Source organism: Flavobacterium ammonificans (assembly GCF_020886115.1).
Lineage (GTDB): Bacteria > Bacteroidota > Bacteroidia > Flavobacteriales > Flavobacteriaceae > Flavobacterium > Flavobacterium ammonificans.
The window spans coordinates 559,076-573,765 of the sequence record NZ_AP025185.1 but is presented as its reverse complement, the minus strand read 5'-3'; the positions used below and the strand labels follow the sequence as shown (position 1 = coordinate 573,765).

Genomic DNA, 14,690 nt, shown 5'->3' with positions numbered 1-14,690 from the left:
AAGCTTAGATTGAATGGTCTAAAATAAGAATAAATTAGAATACTCTACGTTTTGGTGGTAGTTTATTTTACTTCTTCTTGTTTTGAATCCTGAACTTGCGCTAGGAATTTTTCAAATAACTGAATTGTTTTGGTGTTGATTTCCTCAAACGACAAGCGGTCTTTGCTTTGGTAAAAAAGCATTAATGCATAAGGCTGGTCGAGCTGTTGTTTTAACAAATGTTGATTCAAACGATACGACTCACGCAAAAGACGTTTAAAATAATTACGATCAACTGCTTTTTTGAAGTATTTTTTAGAAACCGAAACACCAACTTTTAATTGTTGTTCGTCTCCTAAAGCACCCGAATGATACACTAAACGCAAAGGGTATTTAGACACCGATTTTCCTTCGGAAAATAGTAATCCGATGGTGATTTTGCTTTTTAGTTTTTCGTTTTTTGGATAATTAAAATTCATTTCTGGGAAAAATACCACTTATTTTAGAGTTCAAAGGTACAATTAAACCCTAAATAGGCGTTATTATTGAGGATTTAAATAGTCCTAAAAATTTATTTTGTATTATTGTACTTCATTTACAACGCATGCAAAAACTAGTTTCATATCCCCTTTCCATAATTTACTACCTGTGTTTCGGATTTTTTTTGGTTCTTTTTCACCCAATCCAATGGTTTTGTTTTAATGTTTTTGGTTATCAGGCGCATAAGAAAAGTGTAGATTATCTCAACTTTTTTTTAGTGCGTTGCACGAATCTTTTAGGAACGACTTATCAGTTTGAAAACACCGAAAGTATTCCCAAAAATGTCCCAATTATTTTTGTGGCCAATCACCAGAGTTTGTATGACATTGTAGCTATTATTTGGTATTTAAGAGATTTTCATTGCAAGTTTGTAAGTAAGAAAGAGCTTGGGAAAGGGATTCCAAGTGTGTCCTACAATTTGAACCACGGGGGTTCCGTTTTAATAGACAGGAAAGACTCAAAACAAGCCATTCCGTTAATAAAAGGATTGTCTGAATACATAGAAAAACACACACGATCGGCATTAATTTTTCCTGAGGGAACAAGAAGTAGAACCGGACAACCAAAGTCGTTCGCCCAAAGCGGATTGAAAATATTATGTAAGCACGCTCCGTCTGCGTATGTGGTCCCAATTACCATTAACAATTCATGGAAAATGGTTCGATTTGGTGCTTTCCCAATGGGATTAGGCAATCGCCTCAAATTTACAATTCACCAGCCTTTAAAGGTGAGTGAGTTTTCATTTGAGGAGTTAATGGAACAAACGGAAAGCGCAGTAGTACAAGGAATACAAATTTAACAATAGATATAATGTCAATTAAAAACATTCGTTTAGAAGTGATGCAGTTTTTGGAAAAAAATGTGGATAGCTTCGTAGAACAGTACTTAATTCCAGTAGAAAACATTTGGCAACCAACTGATTTCTTACCGGATTCACAAAGTGAAAACTTTTTTGAAGAAGTAAAAGAACTAAGAGAAATTGCTAAAGAGTTACCCTATGATTTTTGGGTAGCTATGGTTGGAGATACCATTACCGAAGAGGCTTTACCAACGTATGAGTCTTGGTTAATGGAAGTAGAGGGAGTTGATAATTTAGAAAGAAATGGTTGGTCAAGCTGGATTCGTCAATGGACTGGAGAGGAGAATCGACATGGAGATATGCTAAATAAATATTTGTATTTATCAGGCCGCGTGAACATGCGTGAAGTTGAAATCACAACCCAACATTTGATTAACGACGGTTTTGATATTGGAACAGGAAGAGACCCGTATAAAAACTTTGTATACACTAGTTTCCAAGAGTTGGCGACTTATGTTTCGCACAATAGAGTATCGCAAATTGCTAAAAAACACGGAGATAACAAACTGTCTAAAATGTGTAAAATGATTGCGGGAGACGAAATGCGTCACCATCATGCGTATAGCGAATTTGTGAACCGAATTTTTCAAGTAGATCCTAGTGAAATGATGTTAGCGTTTCAATACATGATGAAGCAAAAAATCGTTATGCCGGCTCATTTTTTAAGAGAGTCTGGGCAAAAAATCAGTTCGGCTTTTGAAAATTTTTCTGATTCAGCACAACGTATTGGAGTATACACTGCGAATGATTATGTAGAAATCATGCAAAAGTTAATCGACAAATGGGAAATCGATAAAATTGGTAATTTGACTGATGAAGCTGAAAAAGCGCGTGATTATTTAATGAAATTACCTGCAAGAATGGCTAAAATTTCAGAAAGAATAGTGATTCCTCAAGAGTCGTATGTCTTTAAATGGGTAGAGCCTGCTACATTGTAAAAAATGAGTATTTTTAAATAAAATTAGTCGTCAAAAAGTATTGTTCTTGTCAAACTGAACTTGTTTCAGTTTCTATAATCATTATTTTTATAGATTCCGAAATAAATTCGGAATGACAAAATAAGTACTTTTTCGACGCTTTTTTTATAAAACTATTTTTAAATGAACACCACTAACTTGATTGATAAAACAATAGTATTTGTAAAAGCTACTTTAGCTCAAGCCGAAGGTGGTCACGATTGGTTTCATATTGAGCGTGTGTATAAAAATGCCTTGTTGATTGCTGCATCTGAAAATTGTGATTTAGAGATTGTTCAATTAGGCGCTTTGCTTCACGATATTGCAGATAGTAAATTCCATAACGGGGATGAAACCATAGGACCAAAAACTGCGCGCACTTTTTTAGAAGCTCAAAATATTTCTTCCGAAACTATAGACCACGTAATTGCAATTATTGAAAACATTTCGTTCAAAGGCGGCAGAGTAGAGAGGAAATTTTCTTCTATTGAATTGGATATTGTTCAAGATGCAGATCGTTTGGATGCTATTGGCGCCATTGGTATTGCTAGAACATTCAATTATGGAGGGTTCAAAAATAGAACATTATACAATCCTGAAATTGCTCCGAATTTGTCTATGACAAAAGAAGAATATAAAATGAATGAGGCGCCCACCATCAATCATTTTTATGAAAAACTATTGTTGTTGAAAGACAAAATGAATACTGAAACCGGAAAACAAATTGCTCAAGAACGCCACTGTTATATGGAAGGTTTTTTAGAACAATTTTATGCTGAATGGGAGGGAAGAAAATAAAGATTAGTTTATTGAAAGTTGTTTCTCTTGCATTTCTAAAACCACATCTGAAGCACTTTTAAAAGTAGGCGCCTGTTCTACAATACTGCCTACTCTTTTTTTGTTCAATTTGAAGGTCAAATCGTTTTCTGTTGTAAATAATAAAGCGGTCAAAAATGGATTGTTCAAGTAAGAAGAAAGTACAAAAAAGGCTTCTTCTAGAGTATGAAAACTTTCCACTTCCTCAGTTTTGTAACGCGCAATAAGTGAAATACGCACTTGGTCATCCACTAGAACGGGACGCATATAAATATTTTTTAATTCGGTATCGCCAATGGTTTTTGCCAAGGTTAATTTAGCAAAAGTATACTGTGCCATACTTTCTTTTACACTTTCCCAAAAAAGGGCAAACTCAGGTTGAAAAGACATTTGTTTCGTTTAAAAGTTGAATTATTTCCCGATGAAATTTGCTTTCCTTTTATCTAAAAAGGCAGTCGTTCCTTCTTTGAAATCTGAGGTGCTAAATAATCTTCCAAAAGCACTAATTTCAGTTTCATACCCATTTTTAGATTTGTCAAAATTTGCATTTACAGCTTGGATGGCTTCACTAATAGCAACAGGCGCATTTTTACAAATTTTTTGAGCTAAACCTTGGCAAAATTCAATTAGTTCGGATTGAGGGACAACATGATTCACCAATCCATATTCTTTCGCTTCGGCAGCCGAAATCATAGTGGCTGTTACAATCATTTCCATTGCACGTCCTTTTCCTACGAGTTGAGGTAAACGTTGTGTGCCACCATAACCAGGAATCAATCCTAGTGTTACTTCTGGCAATCCCATTTTGGCATTGTCTGATGCCACTCTAAAATGACAGGCCATAGCTAGTTCCAATCCGCCTCCTAAGGCAAATCCGTTAACAGCAGCAATGACAGGTTTTTTTAAATTCTCAATATGGTCAAATACTTTTTGATGTCCATCAGCAGCGAGTTGTGTTCCTTCTTGAGCAGAGAAATTAGCAAATTCAGCAATATCGGCACCAGCCACAAATGCTTTTTCTCCACTTCCAGTTAAGATTATAACTTGAATAGTATCATCTTTTTCTAAATCAGAAAACGCAGCGTGTAATTCGGCAAGAGTATCTTTATTTAAAGCATTGAGTTTAGTCGGACGATTCAATGTAACCAATGCTATTTTGTTTTCTATAGCAATCAATAAATTTTCGTAGTTCATAAAAGTATATTTTAAGTATTTAAAATCGGCAAACTCACTCTAAAGATAGTCCCTTGACCGTATTGAGTTTCAAAAGTAATGTTTCCTTTGTAATTTTCTATAATATTTTTGATGATACTTAAACCTAGACCCATTCCACTATTTTTGGTAGTAAATTTGGGTTCAAATATCCTATTTAAATCTTCTTCTTTAATTCCAATTCCGTTGTCTTGTACACTGATTAACACCTTGTTTTCCATTTTTTTGACCTGTACTACAATCGATTTGGTTTCTTGTTGGTCTGATATGGCCTGAATAGCGTTTTTGACTAAATTCGTAATGATTCGGATCAGTTGTGTGCGGTCAATTTCTGCAATAATTTCTTCCGTTTCTTTTTCGAAAACCAAATAGTCTTCGTTGAAAATATCCAAAGCCAATTCGACTACTTCGATCACATTCAGCGTTTCGTTTTGTTGCGCAGGCATAGAGGCAAAATTAGAGAAGGCTGAAGCTACGGAACTCATCGTGTCTATTTGCTGAATTAAAGTTTCGGAGTAATCCTTCATTTTTTGTTTGATCTCCGGATCATTAGGTTCAAATTTTCGTTGAAAACTTTGCACAGTCAAACGCATTGGCGTTAGCGGATTTTTAATCTCGTGAGCGACTTGTTTTGCCATTTCGCGCCACGCTTCTTCACGTTCGCTTTGAGCTAACTTAACGGCACTGATTTCCAGTTCGTCCACCATCGCATTATAGGATTTAATCAGTAAATTGATTTCTTTACTACTAGCTTCAACCCTAATTTTTTCATTTTTCTGATCTAAACTGGTTTCACTTAATTTATCAGAAATTGTTTTTAAAGACTTGGTGATATAAGTCGAAAGAAAATAAGCCAACCCAAATGCAACAATCAACATGAACGAATACACCTGAGCCAATCGAATCAAAAAACCATTCAATTCTTTTTCGTAAAAACCATCGTCTTCTACATAGGGAAGATGTAATATTCCTAGAGGTTTGAATTTGTCGTCCTTGATTTGGCTATAGGAAGATCGGTTTTTTAAACCGTCAATGGTTTTGATATCAACGAAGCGTTTTTCGATGGAGGAACGCACTAATTTCAAAATGTACTTTGGTATAGGCAAAGCCACTTGATCCACTGAAAATGATTCTTTGGAAGATTTAAGGAGTTTTCCGTCTAGGGTATAAATGTTGATTTCGATGGCGTGAATTTGCGCCAATTCGTGAATTTTATCTTTGAAAATCAAAGGTAAATTAGTCGGTGTTAAAGGATAAGTAGTAGTCGAAAGCACATAATTAATATGCTCTTTTACTTCATTTTCTTTATCTTCTAGACGCTCTTGGTGGTATACCCTTGCTTCGTTTTTAAACTGAATAATCGATATAGAAGCTAAAATGATAGAAGCCATAATAATCAATACAATCATCGATAGGAAAATCCTAGTTCGAAGAGAAAGCATTGTTATTTTGAAGTTTTTAAACATATTTTAGGCTACAGACAATGTAAAAGGCAACAGTAACTTTTGCCTTTTGGCTAATGCCTTTTTTACTTTTTCTCTCTTATTCGTTTGTAAAATTTAAATCCTAACATAATCAGAATTGAGAATAAAAAGATGCCGATTACGCCATAAATCCAGTTGACAGCATCTTTTAGAATTACTAAGAAGACGACCGCAAAAAGAATTATAGTTGCACCTTCATTCCAAATCCGCATAAAATTAGAACTATACTTCACTTTATCGTGTTGTAATTCTTTAAATATAGTATGACATTTAAAGTGGTATGCGATTAGAAAAACTACAAAACCTAACTTCACTTGCATCCAAGGCATTTCTACAAATGCAGGATTTATGTGCAATAAAGAAAGTGCAAACAGAGTTGCTAAAACCGCACTAGGCCAAGTGATGATGTACCACAAACGGTAACTCATGATTTTGAACTGCTCCTGCAAAATTTCTTTTTGTGGAGAGGGTTTTTCTGAGGCTTCAATTTGGTACACAAAGAGACGCACGATATAAAATAATCCCGCAAACCAAGTGATGACAAAAATAAGATGCAACGATTTTAGGTAGTTATAGTATTCCATAGTGTTAATTGTTAACCGTTGATTTGTTGATTTTTTTAGAGCTGCGAATCTGTGTTAAAAACATTAATTTAATTTAATTATTTCGCTTGAAATTCTTTAATCCAATTCGCCACAACACCACACCATTCGTCTTCGTCGTTCATACATGGTATAGCCATAAACTCTTCCCCTCCGTGATGTAAAAACTCTTCGTTAGCTTCCATTGCAATTTCCTCTAAAGTTTCCAAACAATCGGCTACAAAAGCTGGAGTTACAACCGCTAATTTCTTAATTCCTTTTTCAGGCATTTTGTTTACTTCGACATCGGTGTATGGCGTTAACCATTTATCACCCGCTAATCGAGATTGGAAGGTTTGGCTGTATTTACCTTCTGGAATACCTAATGTTTTCACTACTTGTTTTGTAGTTTCATAACATTGGTGACGGTAACAAAATTCGTGCGCAGGCGAAGGTGTATTGCAACAAGAACCATCTATTTTACAATGCGATTTGGTAATATCAGTTTTACGAATGTGACGTTTTGGAATTCCGTGATACGAAAACAACAAATGATCGTATTCAAAACCTTCTAAATGTTTTTTGATAGAATTGGATAGCGCTTCAATATATCCTGACTTGTTGTAAAACGCCGGAACTGTTGTGAATTTCATGTTTGGGAAATGCTTAGCGCGAAGTTCTTCTGCTAATACTAAAATTGTGGTAGTAGAAGCCATAGCATGTTGCGGATACAAAGGGAAAAGCATCACTTCTGTCACGCCTTTGTCGTGCAATTTTTGCAATCCTTTTAGGATGGTCATAGTTCCATATCGCATGGATAATGCCACTGGAATGTCCACCAAAGTTTTCACTTTTTCGTGCATTTTTTTAGAAATCACAATTAATGGCGATCCTTCATCCGTCCAAATTCTGGCGTAGGCTTCGGCTGATTTTTTTGGACGGGTTTGCAAAATAATTCCTCTAACTAACAAAGCACGTAATAAAAACGGAACGTCAATTACGTATTTATCCATTAAAAACTCATCCAAATACGGTTTTACATCTTTGGCTGTTGGACTTTCTGGCGAACCTAAATTGACTAATAATACTCCTTTCATTTTTTATAAATTGGTGTTGATTGACATTAAATATTTTTTTGGTGTGGTGGCAAATTTCTTTTTGAAAGCAGCAATAAAATGACTTCCGGTACTGTATCCAATTTTTAATCCTACTTCGTTGACATTATACGAGCCACTATCGAGTAATTTTCTGGCATAGTCCATTTTGTAATCAAAAAGGAAGCCATAAACGGTATCGCCATAAATTTGTTTGAAACCCATTTTTAATTTTTTCAAATTGAGCCCAACTTGATCAGCTAATTCTTGCAAGCCAGGTGGTTCAGCCATATTGGCAATGATAATTTCTTTGGCTTTTTTGATTTTAAAAACGTTGTCTTCGTCAATTAAAAACGGACATTGTTCTGCATTTGGGTCTTCGCTTTTATTGAAATACAAACTCAATAATTCGTAGCCTTTGCCTTTGTAATACAAATTTTTGATAGAAGGATGTAAACTGTAATGAAACAATTGACTCAATACAATGGCCATTGACGGACTGATATTGCCTTCGTTATAGTATTTCTTATCTTTATTGTCGGGACTTAAAAAGGTAATATAGTTGGCCTCGGTGGAGAATAACGCGTGAAATTTTTTGATGGAAATAATTACCGAAATCACCCAAGAGTTGGGTGCCAATTCTAAATTCAAAGGCAATTCTTTTTGCGGATTGTATAAAAGAAGCGATTTTTCTTCCTTTAATTCCAAGGCATAATTCCCTTGGTTGAAAATGAATTTAGCATTTCCTTTAATACCAAAATGAAACTGAATCAGTCCGCTGCCTACTTCACGTTGTGCATGAAATGGTTCTGCGCCGTCGTTTTGAAAGCGGATGAGTGTAAAGTCTTCTTCAATTTTAATTACCTCTTGTGAACCCATAGCGATATTTTTTAAGTAACTAAACAGGATTATTATCCAAGATTTGGATTAAAAATCGTTCCAAAAACTAATTTACATGGAGATGATTTTACTACAAAAATAGATTTTTTTACTGTAAAAGTACCATTTCGTTTCAAAAAAACATTCAGCGACACAAATAGCACTTATAGCGTTACTTTTATCAAACCCTTAATGATATTTTTGTCCCACTTTTTAGAAAAGTATACTTTATGGAGAACCATCATACATCAAAACCTCATTCTTTTTATGCCGTTGGCCTAAGCTATAAAAAAGCCGATGCCGAAATAAGAGGAAATTTTAGTTTAGATGCACACGCCAAGAACCGTTTACTGGAGCAAGCAAAGCTGGAGGGTATAGAAAGTTTGATTGTAACTTCTACCTGCAATAGAACAGAAATTTATGGATTTGCTGAGCATCCTTTTCAATTGATAAAATTGATTTGTGAAAACAGTAGAGGCACTGTAGAGTCTTTTCAAAAATATGGATTTGTATACAAACATAAAGAAGCGGTTAGCCATTTATTTAGAGTTGGTACGGGTTTAGACAGTCAAATTCTGGGTGATTTTGAGATTATTTCCCAAATCAAGTCCAGTTTTTTTCATGCAAAATCGTTTGGTTTAGTGAATGCTTTTCAAGAGCGTTTAATTAATGCGGTAATTCAGGCCAGTAAAAAAATCAAAACGGATACCGAGATTTCATCAGGAGCCACTTCTGTTTCTTTTGCATCAGTTCAGTACATTCTGAACAATGTAGATGATATTAGCAATAAAAACATTTTGCTTTTTGGCACAGGAAAAATTGGAAGAAATACCTGTGAAAACTTGGTTAAACACTCCAAACACGATCAAATTACCTTAATTAACCGAACTAAAGATAAAGCGGAGAAATTGGCACAAAAATTAGATGTGGTAGTTAAGGATTATGCTGATTTGCAATTGGAAATTCAGAAAGCGGATGTTTTGGTAGTAGCTACAGGCGCTCAGAATCCAACGGTGGATAAAACGATTTTGAATTTGAAGAAACCCTTGTTGATTTTGGATTTATCCATTCCCAAAAATGTGAATGAAAACGTAGAAGATGTTAATGGGGTAAACTTAATTCACATGGATTATTTGTCTCAAATCACAGACGAGACTTTAGAAAAAAGAAAAAAACATATTCCAGCGGCTGAGGCTATCATCGAGGAAATCAAAGAGGAGTTTTTGACTTGGTCCAAAGGCAGAAAATACGCCCCTACAATTCATGCTCTTAAAGAAAAACTGCATTCCATAAAAGAAGGAGAGTTGCATTTTCAACGAAAAAAATTAGCTGATTTTAACGAAGAGCAAGCGGAGATCATCAGTAATAGAATCATTCAAAAAATCACCAATCATTTTGCCAATCATCTCAAAGATGAAGAAACGATGGTGGATGAAAGTATTGAGTGGATTGAGAAAGTATTTAACATTGGCGCCAACACAAAATAATGAGTAAGACAATACGCATAGGAACCCGTGATAGCGAATTGGCTCTTTGGCAGGCGCACACCGTTCAGAAAAAACTGAATGATTTAGGCTATACCACCGAAATTGTAGCTGTAAAATCGCAAGGTGATATAATTCTTGATAAACCTTTATACGAATTAGGAATTACTGGAATTTTTACCAAAACTCTAGACATTGCAATGATTAATGGTCAGGTGGATATTGCGGTGCATTCCATGAAAGATGTACCCACTGCTTTGCCGCAAGGGATCGTTCAAGCGGCTGTTTTAGAACGCGCTAATACCCTTGATATTTTGGTTCACAAAGGCAATTTGGATTTTCTAACTTCAGCAGGAACCATTGCCACAGGAAGTTTGCGTCGTCAAGCGCAATGGTGGCATAAATACCCGAATCACCAAGTGGTGGATTTGCGCGGCAATGTAAATACCCGCATGCAAAAATTAGCCGAAAGCGATTGGAACGGAGCTGTTTTTGCCGCAGCAGGTTTGGAACGAATCAATCTCAAACCAGAAAATTATATCAATTTAGATTGGATGATTCCTGCTCCCGCACAAGGCGCAATGTTAGTTGTGGTAATGGCGAATGACGAATTTACCAAAGACGCTGTGAGTCAGTTGAACGATATTGAAACAGAAATTTGCACTTATATTGAACGTCAATTTTTGAAAACTTTAGAAGGAGGTTGTACGGCACCGATTGGAGCTTTGGCACAATACGATGAGGAAAAAGATACGATTGAATTCAAAGGAGTATTGTTCTCGGTTGACGGAAAACAAAAAATAGAAATCGAAAAATCAGTGGATATATCGGACTGGAAAAAATTAGGTTTCCATTCTGCTCAAGAAATTTTGAATAACGGAGGTGCCGAATTAATGGTTGAAATTAAAAATCAATTGAAAAAATAATGGCAACTCCAACGCGTATTTTATCGACAAAAGTGCTTTTGAGTCATCAAAAACAAGTCCTGACAGATGTTGGCTTTGAGGTTTTGGAGTCCAATTTCATTGAAGTGGAAACCAAAAGTTTTGAGTTAAATGGGATTAAAGACAATTTGATTTTTACGAGTCAGAATGCGGTGCGAAGTTTTTTAAATCACCCACAATTTGAGGAAAATAAATCAGATCTTCAGTCGAAAAAAGTGTTTTGTGTAGGTGTAAAAAGTAAAACTATTTTGACCGATGCCGGTTTTGAAGTGGTAGCCTACGCTGATTATGCTTCTGATTTAACCGAGATTATCTGTTTGATTTATGCTAATGGGAGTTATACTTTTTTCAGCGGAAATTTGAGAAAAGAGACCTTGCCGTTGGCATTACAAGAAGCCGGAATTGAGTTCAACGAAATTGAAGTTTACGAAACGCAGTTAAAACCACATAAGATTAAGGAGGCTGTAGATGCGATTTTGTTTTTCAGTCCGTCAGGAGTTGAAAGTTATTTGAAAGACAATCCCATTAAAAAAGAATTGTGCTTTTGTATTGGTGAAACTACCGCTGAAGCTTTGGAAAACAAACACATAAAAAACATCATAATTGCAGAACATCCTTCGGTTGAAAATGTAATTACAGAAGTTAAAGAATATTATTATAATTAAACTTAGTGCCTTTGCGCCTTTGTGGCAAAACAAATAAAAATGATTAAAAACGACCTTTTTTTAAGAGCTTTAAATAACGAAAAAGTAGAACGCCCACCGGTTTGGATGATGCGTCAAGCAGGAAGATATTTACCTGAATTCAGAGCTTTGCGTGACAAATACGATTTCTTTACACGTTGCGAAACCCCTGAATTAGCGGCTGAAATCACCGTGCAACCGATTCGTATTGTGAAACCAGATGCAGCAATTTTGTTTTCTGATATTTTGGTCGTACCAAGGGCGATGGGAATTCACGTAGAATTAAAAGACAATTTAGGTCCGATAATCCCGAATCCAATTCGCACCATGGAACAAGTGAATCAAGTATTTGTTCCAGATGTAAACGAAACGTTGGGTTATGTTTTTGATGCGATTAAATTGACCAAACAAATGTTGAACGATGAGGTGCCATTAATTGGTTTTGCAGGTTCGCCTTGGACGATTTTTTGTTACGCAGTAGAAGGAAAAGGATCTAAAAGTTTTGATACCGCAAAAGGATTTTGTTTTTCCAATCCAGTGGCAGCACACGTTTTATTACAAAAAATTACCGATACCACTATTTTATATTTGAAAGAAAAAGTAAAAGCAGGTTGTAATGCGATTCAGATTTTTGATTCTTGGGGAGGCATGTTGTCTCCGGTAGATTATCAAGAATTTTCTTGGCAATACATCAACCAAATTACAGAGGCACTTGCGGAAGATACCAAAGTGATTGTTTTCGGAAAAGGGTGTTGGTTTGCTTTAGGCGAAATGGCAAAATCAAAAGCTTCGGCTTTAGGAGTAGATTGGACCTGTTCGCCAAGAAACGCTCGTTATTTAACAGGAGGCAATATTACCTTACAAGGAAATTTCGACCCAAGTCGTTTGTTATCGCCAATTCCAACCATCAAAAAAATGGTACACGAAATGATTGACGAATTCGGAAAAGACAATTATATTGTCAACTTAGGACACGGTATTTTACCCAACATTCCTGTGGATCACGCGAAAGCATTTGTGGAAGCGGTGAAGGAGTACGGTCAGTAATCAGAGTTCAGATATTAGATAGCAGGAAAAAATGAAAGACCAATTTTACCAATACATACAAAACCTTCAAGATCAAATCTGTAAAGGATTAGAGGACATTGATGGCGTTGCCCAATTTCGTGAAGATCTTTGGGACAGACCCGAAGGCGGTGGTGGTCGCACTCGTGTGATTGAAAACGGAAACGTCTTTGAAAAAGGAGGCGTTAATATTTCAGCGGTTCACGGAAAACTGCCTGATTCGATGCAACAATTATTCAATGTAGGCGAAGCCGATTTTTTTGCTTGCGGATTGAGTTTGGTGATTCATCCGAAAAACCCGATGGTACCAACAGTTCATGCGAATTGGCGGTATTTCGAAATGTATGATGAAAATGGAAAGGTAATCAATAGTTGGTTTGGCGGAGGCCAAGATTTAACTCCGTACTATTTGTTTGAAGAAGATGCTAAACATTTTCATCAAACGTGTAAAACGGCTTGCGACAAACATAATTCTGATTTTTATCCAAAATATAAAAAACAATGTGATGCCTATTTTTGGAACGCACATCGAAATGAAGCGCGTGGAATTGGAGGTTTATTCTTCGATTATTTGAAAGAAACCGAAGAACAAACAATGGAAGATTGGTACAACTTTGTTACTGAAGTTGGGAATTCTTTCCTGGATGCGTATTTACCAATCGTAGCAAAAAGAAAAGACTTGCCTTATTCAGCAGAGCAAAGAACTTGGCAAGAAATCCGCCGTGGTCGTTATGTCGAATTTAATTTGGTGCACGATAAAGGCACTTTATTTGGTTTAAAAACCAATGGCCGAATAGAAAGTATTTTAATGTCTTTACCACCACATGTGCAATGGCATTATGACCATCATCCTGTGGCGGGAAGTGAAGAAGAAAAATTAATTCAAGTATTAGAGAAACCTATAAATTGGATTGAAGATTAACGATTTTTGATTGCAGAAGTTTTAGCAATCGACATCAAATCATAAATCTACAATCGTTAATCATAAATCATAAATAAAATGTTCCCATTACAAAGAGGTCGTCGTTTAAGAATAAACGAAAGCATTCGTTCATTAGTTCGTGAAACCACATTAAGTCCGGCAGATTTTATGTTTCCAATGTTTATAGCAGAAGGAGAAAATGTGCAAGTCGAAATTCCATCAATGCCAGGAATTTTTCGTCGTTCAATCGATTTAACGGTGAAAGAAGTCCAAGAATTATTCGATTTAGGCATTCGCGCCGTGAATATTTACGTGAAAGTAAGCGAAGATTTAAAGGACAACACCGGTAAAGAAGCGTGGAATCCAAACGGATTGATGCAACAAGCTATTCGTGCTATCAAAACGGCTTGCCCAGAAATGATTGTGATGCCGGATGTGGCTTTGGACCCGTATTCTATTTATGGTCACGACGGAATTATTGACAAAGGCGATGTAGTGAATGATGCTACTAACGATGCTTTAGTTAAAATGGCCGTTTCTCACGCACAAGCAGGAGCTGATTTTGTTGCGCCAAGCGATATGATGGACGGACGTGTGTTGCGTTTGCGTCAAGGTTTGGATGCGTCAGGTTTCCAAAATGTAGGCATTATGAGTTATTCAGCTAAATATGCGTCGGCGTTTTATGGTCCGTTTCGTGATGCACTAGACAGTGCGCCAAGAGAATCGGACGTGGTAGTATCAAAGGATAAAAAAACCTACCAAATGGATTACGCGAATCGCATCGAAGCCATCAAAGAAGCGCTTTGGGATGTGGAGGAAGGTGCCGATATGGTGATGGTAAAACCTGGAATTGCTTATTTGGACATTGTTCGCGAAGTAAAAAACGCGGTGAATGTTCCTGTGACCGTTTTTCACGTATCTGGTGAATATGCAATGATTAAAGCTGCTGCCGAAAGAGGTTGGCTTGACCACGACAAAATTATGATGGAACAATTGATGTGTATTAAACGCGCCGGAGCTAGTTTGATTTCGACTTATTTTGCGAAAGAGGCTGCTATACTTTTAAATAAATAATAGCCAAAGCTTCTAGCCTTTAGAAGGCTGGAAACTATAGAAAAGACAAAAACCATTCGACTATTCGAGTGGTTTTTTGTTTTATTAAATCTGTATATTTGAATACTTAACTACAATA

At 36.1% G+C, this 14,690-nt stretch carries 16 protein-coding genes; 9 read left to right on the top strand and 7 right to left on the bottom strand.

The features are described 5' to 3' along the window. Positions 1-62: 62 nt before the first annotated feature. Positions 63-458 (bottom strand): ribonuclease P protein component, encoded by a 396-nt coding sequence (gene rnpA, locus LPC20_RS02555; RefSeq protein WP_229326193.1) that lies wholly within the window; start codon positions 456-458, stop codon positions 63-65. A 125-nt stretch (positions 459-583) separates the two neighbouring features. Here rnpA and LPC20_RS02550 point away from each other — a divergent pair, with 125 nt between their 5' ends. From LPC20_RS02550 to LPC20_RS02540, 3 genes are all read left to right on the top strand, one after another. Continuing rightward, positions 584-1,318 carry a lysophospholipid acyltransferase family protein gene (locus LPC20_RS02550; RefSeq protein ID WP_229326191.1) on the top strand — a complete coding sequence of 245 codons (735 nt, stop codon included), beginning with the start codon at positions 584-586 and terminating at the stop codon, positions 1,316-1,318. 11 nt (positions 1,319-1,329) lie between these two features. Next, positions 1,330-2,316 carry an acyl-ACP desaturase gene (locus LPC20_RS02545; RefSeq protein WP_229326189.1) on the top strand — a complete coding sequence of 329 codons (987 nt, stop codon included), beginning with the start codon at positions 1,330-1,332 and terminating at the stop codon, positions 2,314-2,316. 162 nt (positions 2,317-2,478) lie between these two features. Beyond that, a complete protein-coding gene (locus tag LPC20_RS02540) occupies positions 2,479-3,132 on the top strand; it encodes an HD domain-containing protein (RefSeq protein ID WP_229326187.1) in 654 nt (217 codons plus the stop codon). 3 nt (positions 3,133-3,135) lie between these two features. Here the strand turns inward: LPC20_RS02540 and LPC20_RS02535 are convergent, their stop codons facing one another. The 6 genes from LPC20_RS02535 to LPC20_RS02510 all read right to left on the bottom strand — a co-directional run bounded on the left by LPC20_RS02535 (position 3,136) and on the right by LPC20_RS02510 (position 8,400). Then, positions 3,136-3,540 (bottom strand): hypothetical protein, encoded by a 405-nt coding sequence (locus tag LPC20_RS02535; protein ID WP_229326185.1) that lies wholly within the window; start codon positions 3,538-3,540, stop codon positions 3,136-3,138. A 21-nt stretch (positions 3,541-3,561) separates the two neighbouring features. Next, positions 3,562-4,344, bottom strand: coding sequence for an enoyl-CoA hydratase/isomerase family protein (locus tag LPC20_RS02530; RefSeq protein ID WP_229326183.1), 783 nt, complete (start codon positions 4,342-4,344; stop codon positions 3,562-3,564). Positions 4,345-4,355: 11 nt separating this feature from the next. Then, positions 4,356-5,828 (bottom strand): ATP-binding protein, encoded by a 1,473-nt coding sequence (locus LPC20_RS02525; RefSeq protein ID WP_229326181.1) that lies wholly within the window; start codon positions 5,826-5,828, stop codon positions 4,356-4,358. Positions 5,829-5,890: 62 nt separating this feature from the next. Continuing rightward, the gene (locus LPC20_RS02520) at positions 5,891-6,430 is read right to left on the bottom strand and encodes a CopD family protein (protein ID WP_229326179.1); all 540 of its coding nucleotides are present in this window, start codon (positions 6,428-6,430) and stop codon (positions 5,891-5,893) included. A 77-nt stretch (positions 6,431-6,507) separates the two neighbouring features. Beyond that, positions 6,508-7,524, bottom strand: a complete 1,017-nt coding sequence (gene hemH / locus LPC20_RS02515; protein ID WP_229326177.1) for a ferrochelatase — start codon at positions 7,522-7,524, stop codon at positions 6,508-6,510. A gap of 3 nt (positions 7,525-7,527) precedes the next feature. Next, positions 7,528-8,400 (bottom strand): AraC family transcriptional regulator, encoded by an 873-nt coding sequence (locus tag LPC20_RS02510; protein ID WP_229326174.1) that lies wholly within the window; start codon positions 8,398-8,400, stop codon positions 7,528-7,530. A 230-nt stretch (positions 8,401-8,630) separates the two neighbouring features. Here LPC20_RS02510 and hemA point away from each other — a divergent pair, with 230 nt between their 5' ends. The 6 genes from hemA (at position 8,631) to hemB (ending at position 14,572) form a co-directional block, all read left to right on the top strand. Next, positions 8,631-9,887 (top strand): glutamyl-tRNA reductase, encoded by a 1,257-nt coding sequence (gene hemA / locus LPC20_RS02505; protein WP_229326172.1) that lies wholly within the window; start codon positions 8,631-8,633, stop codon positions 9,885-9,887. Next, a complete protein-coding gene (gene hemC / locus LPC20_RS02500) occupies positions 9,887-10,810 on the top strand; it encodes a hydroxymethylbilane synthase (RefSeq protein WP_229326170.1) in 924 nt (307 codons plus the stop codon). Before hemA ends, hemC begins: the two co-directional genes overlap by 1 nt. Continuing rightward, entirely contained in the window at positions 10,810-11,493 is a 684-nt protein-coding gene (locus tag LPC20_RS02495; RefSeq protein WP_229326167.1) for a uroporphyrinogen-III synthase, read from the top strand. Before hemC ends, LPC20_RS02495 begins: the two co-directional genes overlap by 1 nt. 39 nt (positions 11,494-11,532) lie before the next feature. Further along, the gene (gene hemE / locus LPC20_RS02490) at positions 11,533-12,558 is read left to right on the top strand and encodes a uroporphyrinogen decarboxylase (protein ID WP_229326165.1); all 1,026 of its coding nucleotides are present in this window, start codon (positions 11,533-11,535) and stop codon (positions 12,556-12,558) included. A 31-nt stretch (positions 12,559-12,589) separates the two neighbouring features. After that, positions 12,590-13,498 (top strand): oxygen-dependent coproporphyrinogen oxidase, encoded by a 909-nt coding sequence (hemF, locus tag LPC20_RS02485; protein ID WP_229326163.1) that lies wholly within the window; start codon positions 12,590-12,592, stop codon positions 13,496-13,498. A gap of 78 nt (positions 13,499-13,576) precedes the next feature. Continuing rightward, complete coding sequence (gene hemB / locus LPC20_RS02480) at positions 13,577-14,572, top strand: porphobilinogen synthase (RefSeq protein ID WP_229326161.1); 996 nt, start codon at positions 13,577-13,579, stop codon at positions 14,570-14,572. Positions 14,573-14,690 lie beyond the last annotated feature (118 nt).

What these genes read in the sequence shown, in the direction of transcription:
- rnpA (WP_229326193.1), bottom strand. Translation starts at nt 458, where the DNA reads ATGAATTTTAATTATCCAAAAAACGAAAAACTAAAAAGCAAAATCACC.
- LPC20_RS02550 (WP_229326191.1), top strand. Translation starts at nt 584, where the DNA reads ATGCAAAAACTAGTTTCATATCCCCTTTCCATAATTTACTACCTGTGT.
- LPC20_RS02545 (WP_229326189.1), top strand. Translation starts at nt 1,330, where the DNA reads ATGTCAATTAAAAACATTCGTTTAGAAGTGATGCAGTTTTTGGAAAAA.
- LPC20_RS02540 (WP_229326187.1), top strand. Translation starts at nt 2,479, where the DNA reads ATGAACACCACTAACTTGATTGATAAAACAATAGTATTTGTAAAAGCT.
- LPC20_RS02535 (WP_229326185.1), bottom strand. Translation starts at nt 3,540, where the DNA reads ATGTCTTTTCAACCTGAGTTTGCCCTTTTTTGGGAAAGTGTAAAAGAA.
- LPC20_RS02530 (WP_229326183.1), bottom strand. Translation starts at nt 4,344, where the DNA reads ATGAACTACGAAAATTTATTGATTGCTATAGAAAACAAAATAGCATTG.
- LPC20_RS02525 (WP_229326181.1), bottom strand. Translation starts at nt 5,828, where the DNA reads ATGTTTAAAAACTTCAAAATAACAATGCTTTCTCTTCGAACTAGGATT.
- LPC20_RS02520 (WP_229326179.1), bottom strand. Translation starts at nt 6,430, where the DNA reads ATGGAATACTATAACTACCTAAAATCGTTGCATCTTATTTTTGTCATC.
- hemH (WP_229326177.1), bottom strand. Translation starts at nt 7,524, where the DNA reads ATGAAAGGAGTATTATTAGTCAATTTAGGTTCGCCAGAAAGTCCAACA.
- LPC20_RS02510 (WP_229326174.1), bottom strand. Translation starts at nt 8,400, where the DNA reads ATGGGTTCACAAGAGGTAATTAAAATTGAAGAAGACTTTACACTCATC.
- hemA (WP_229326172.1), top strand. Translation starts at nt 8,631, where the DNA reads ATGGAGAACCATCATACATCAAAACCTCATTCTTTTTATGCCGTTGGC.
- hemC (WP_229326170.1), top strand. Translation starts at nt 9,887, where the DNA reads ATGAGTAAGACAATACGCATAGGAACCCGTGATAGCGAATTGGCTCTT.
- LPC20_RS02495 (WP_229326167.1), top strand. Translation starts at nt 10,810, where the DNA reads ATGGCAACTCCAACGCGTATTTTATCGACAAAAGTGCTTTTGAGTCAT.
- hemE (WP_229326165.1), top strand. Translation starts at nt 11,533, where the DNA reads ATGATTAAAAACGACCTTTTTTTAAGAGCTTTAAATAACGAAAAAGTA.
- hemF (WP_229326163.1), top strand. Translation starts at nt 12,590, where the DNA reads ATGAAAGACCAATTTTACCAATACATACAAAACCTTCAAGATCAAATC.
- hemB (WP_229326161.1), top strand. Translation starts at nt 13,577, where the DNA reads ATGTTCCCATTACAAAGAGGTCGTCGTTTAAGAATAAACGAAAGCATT.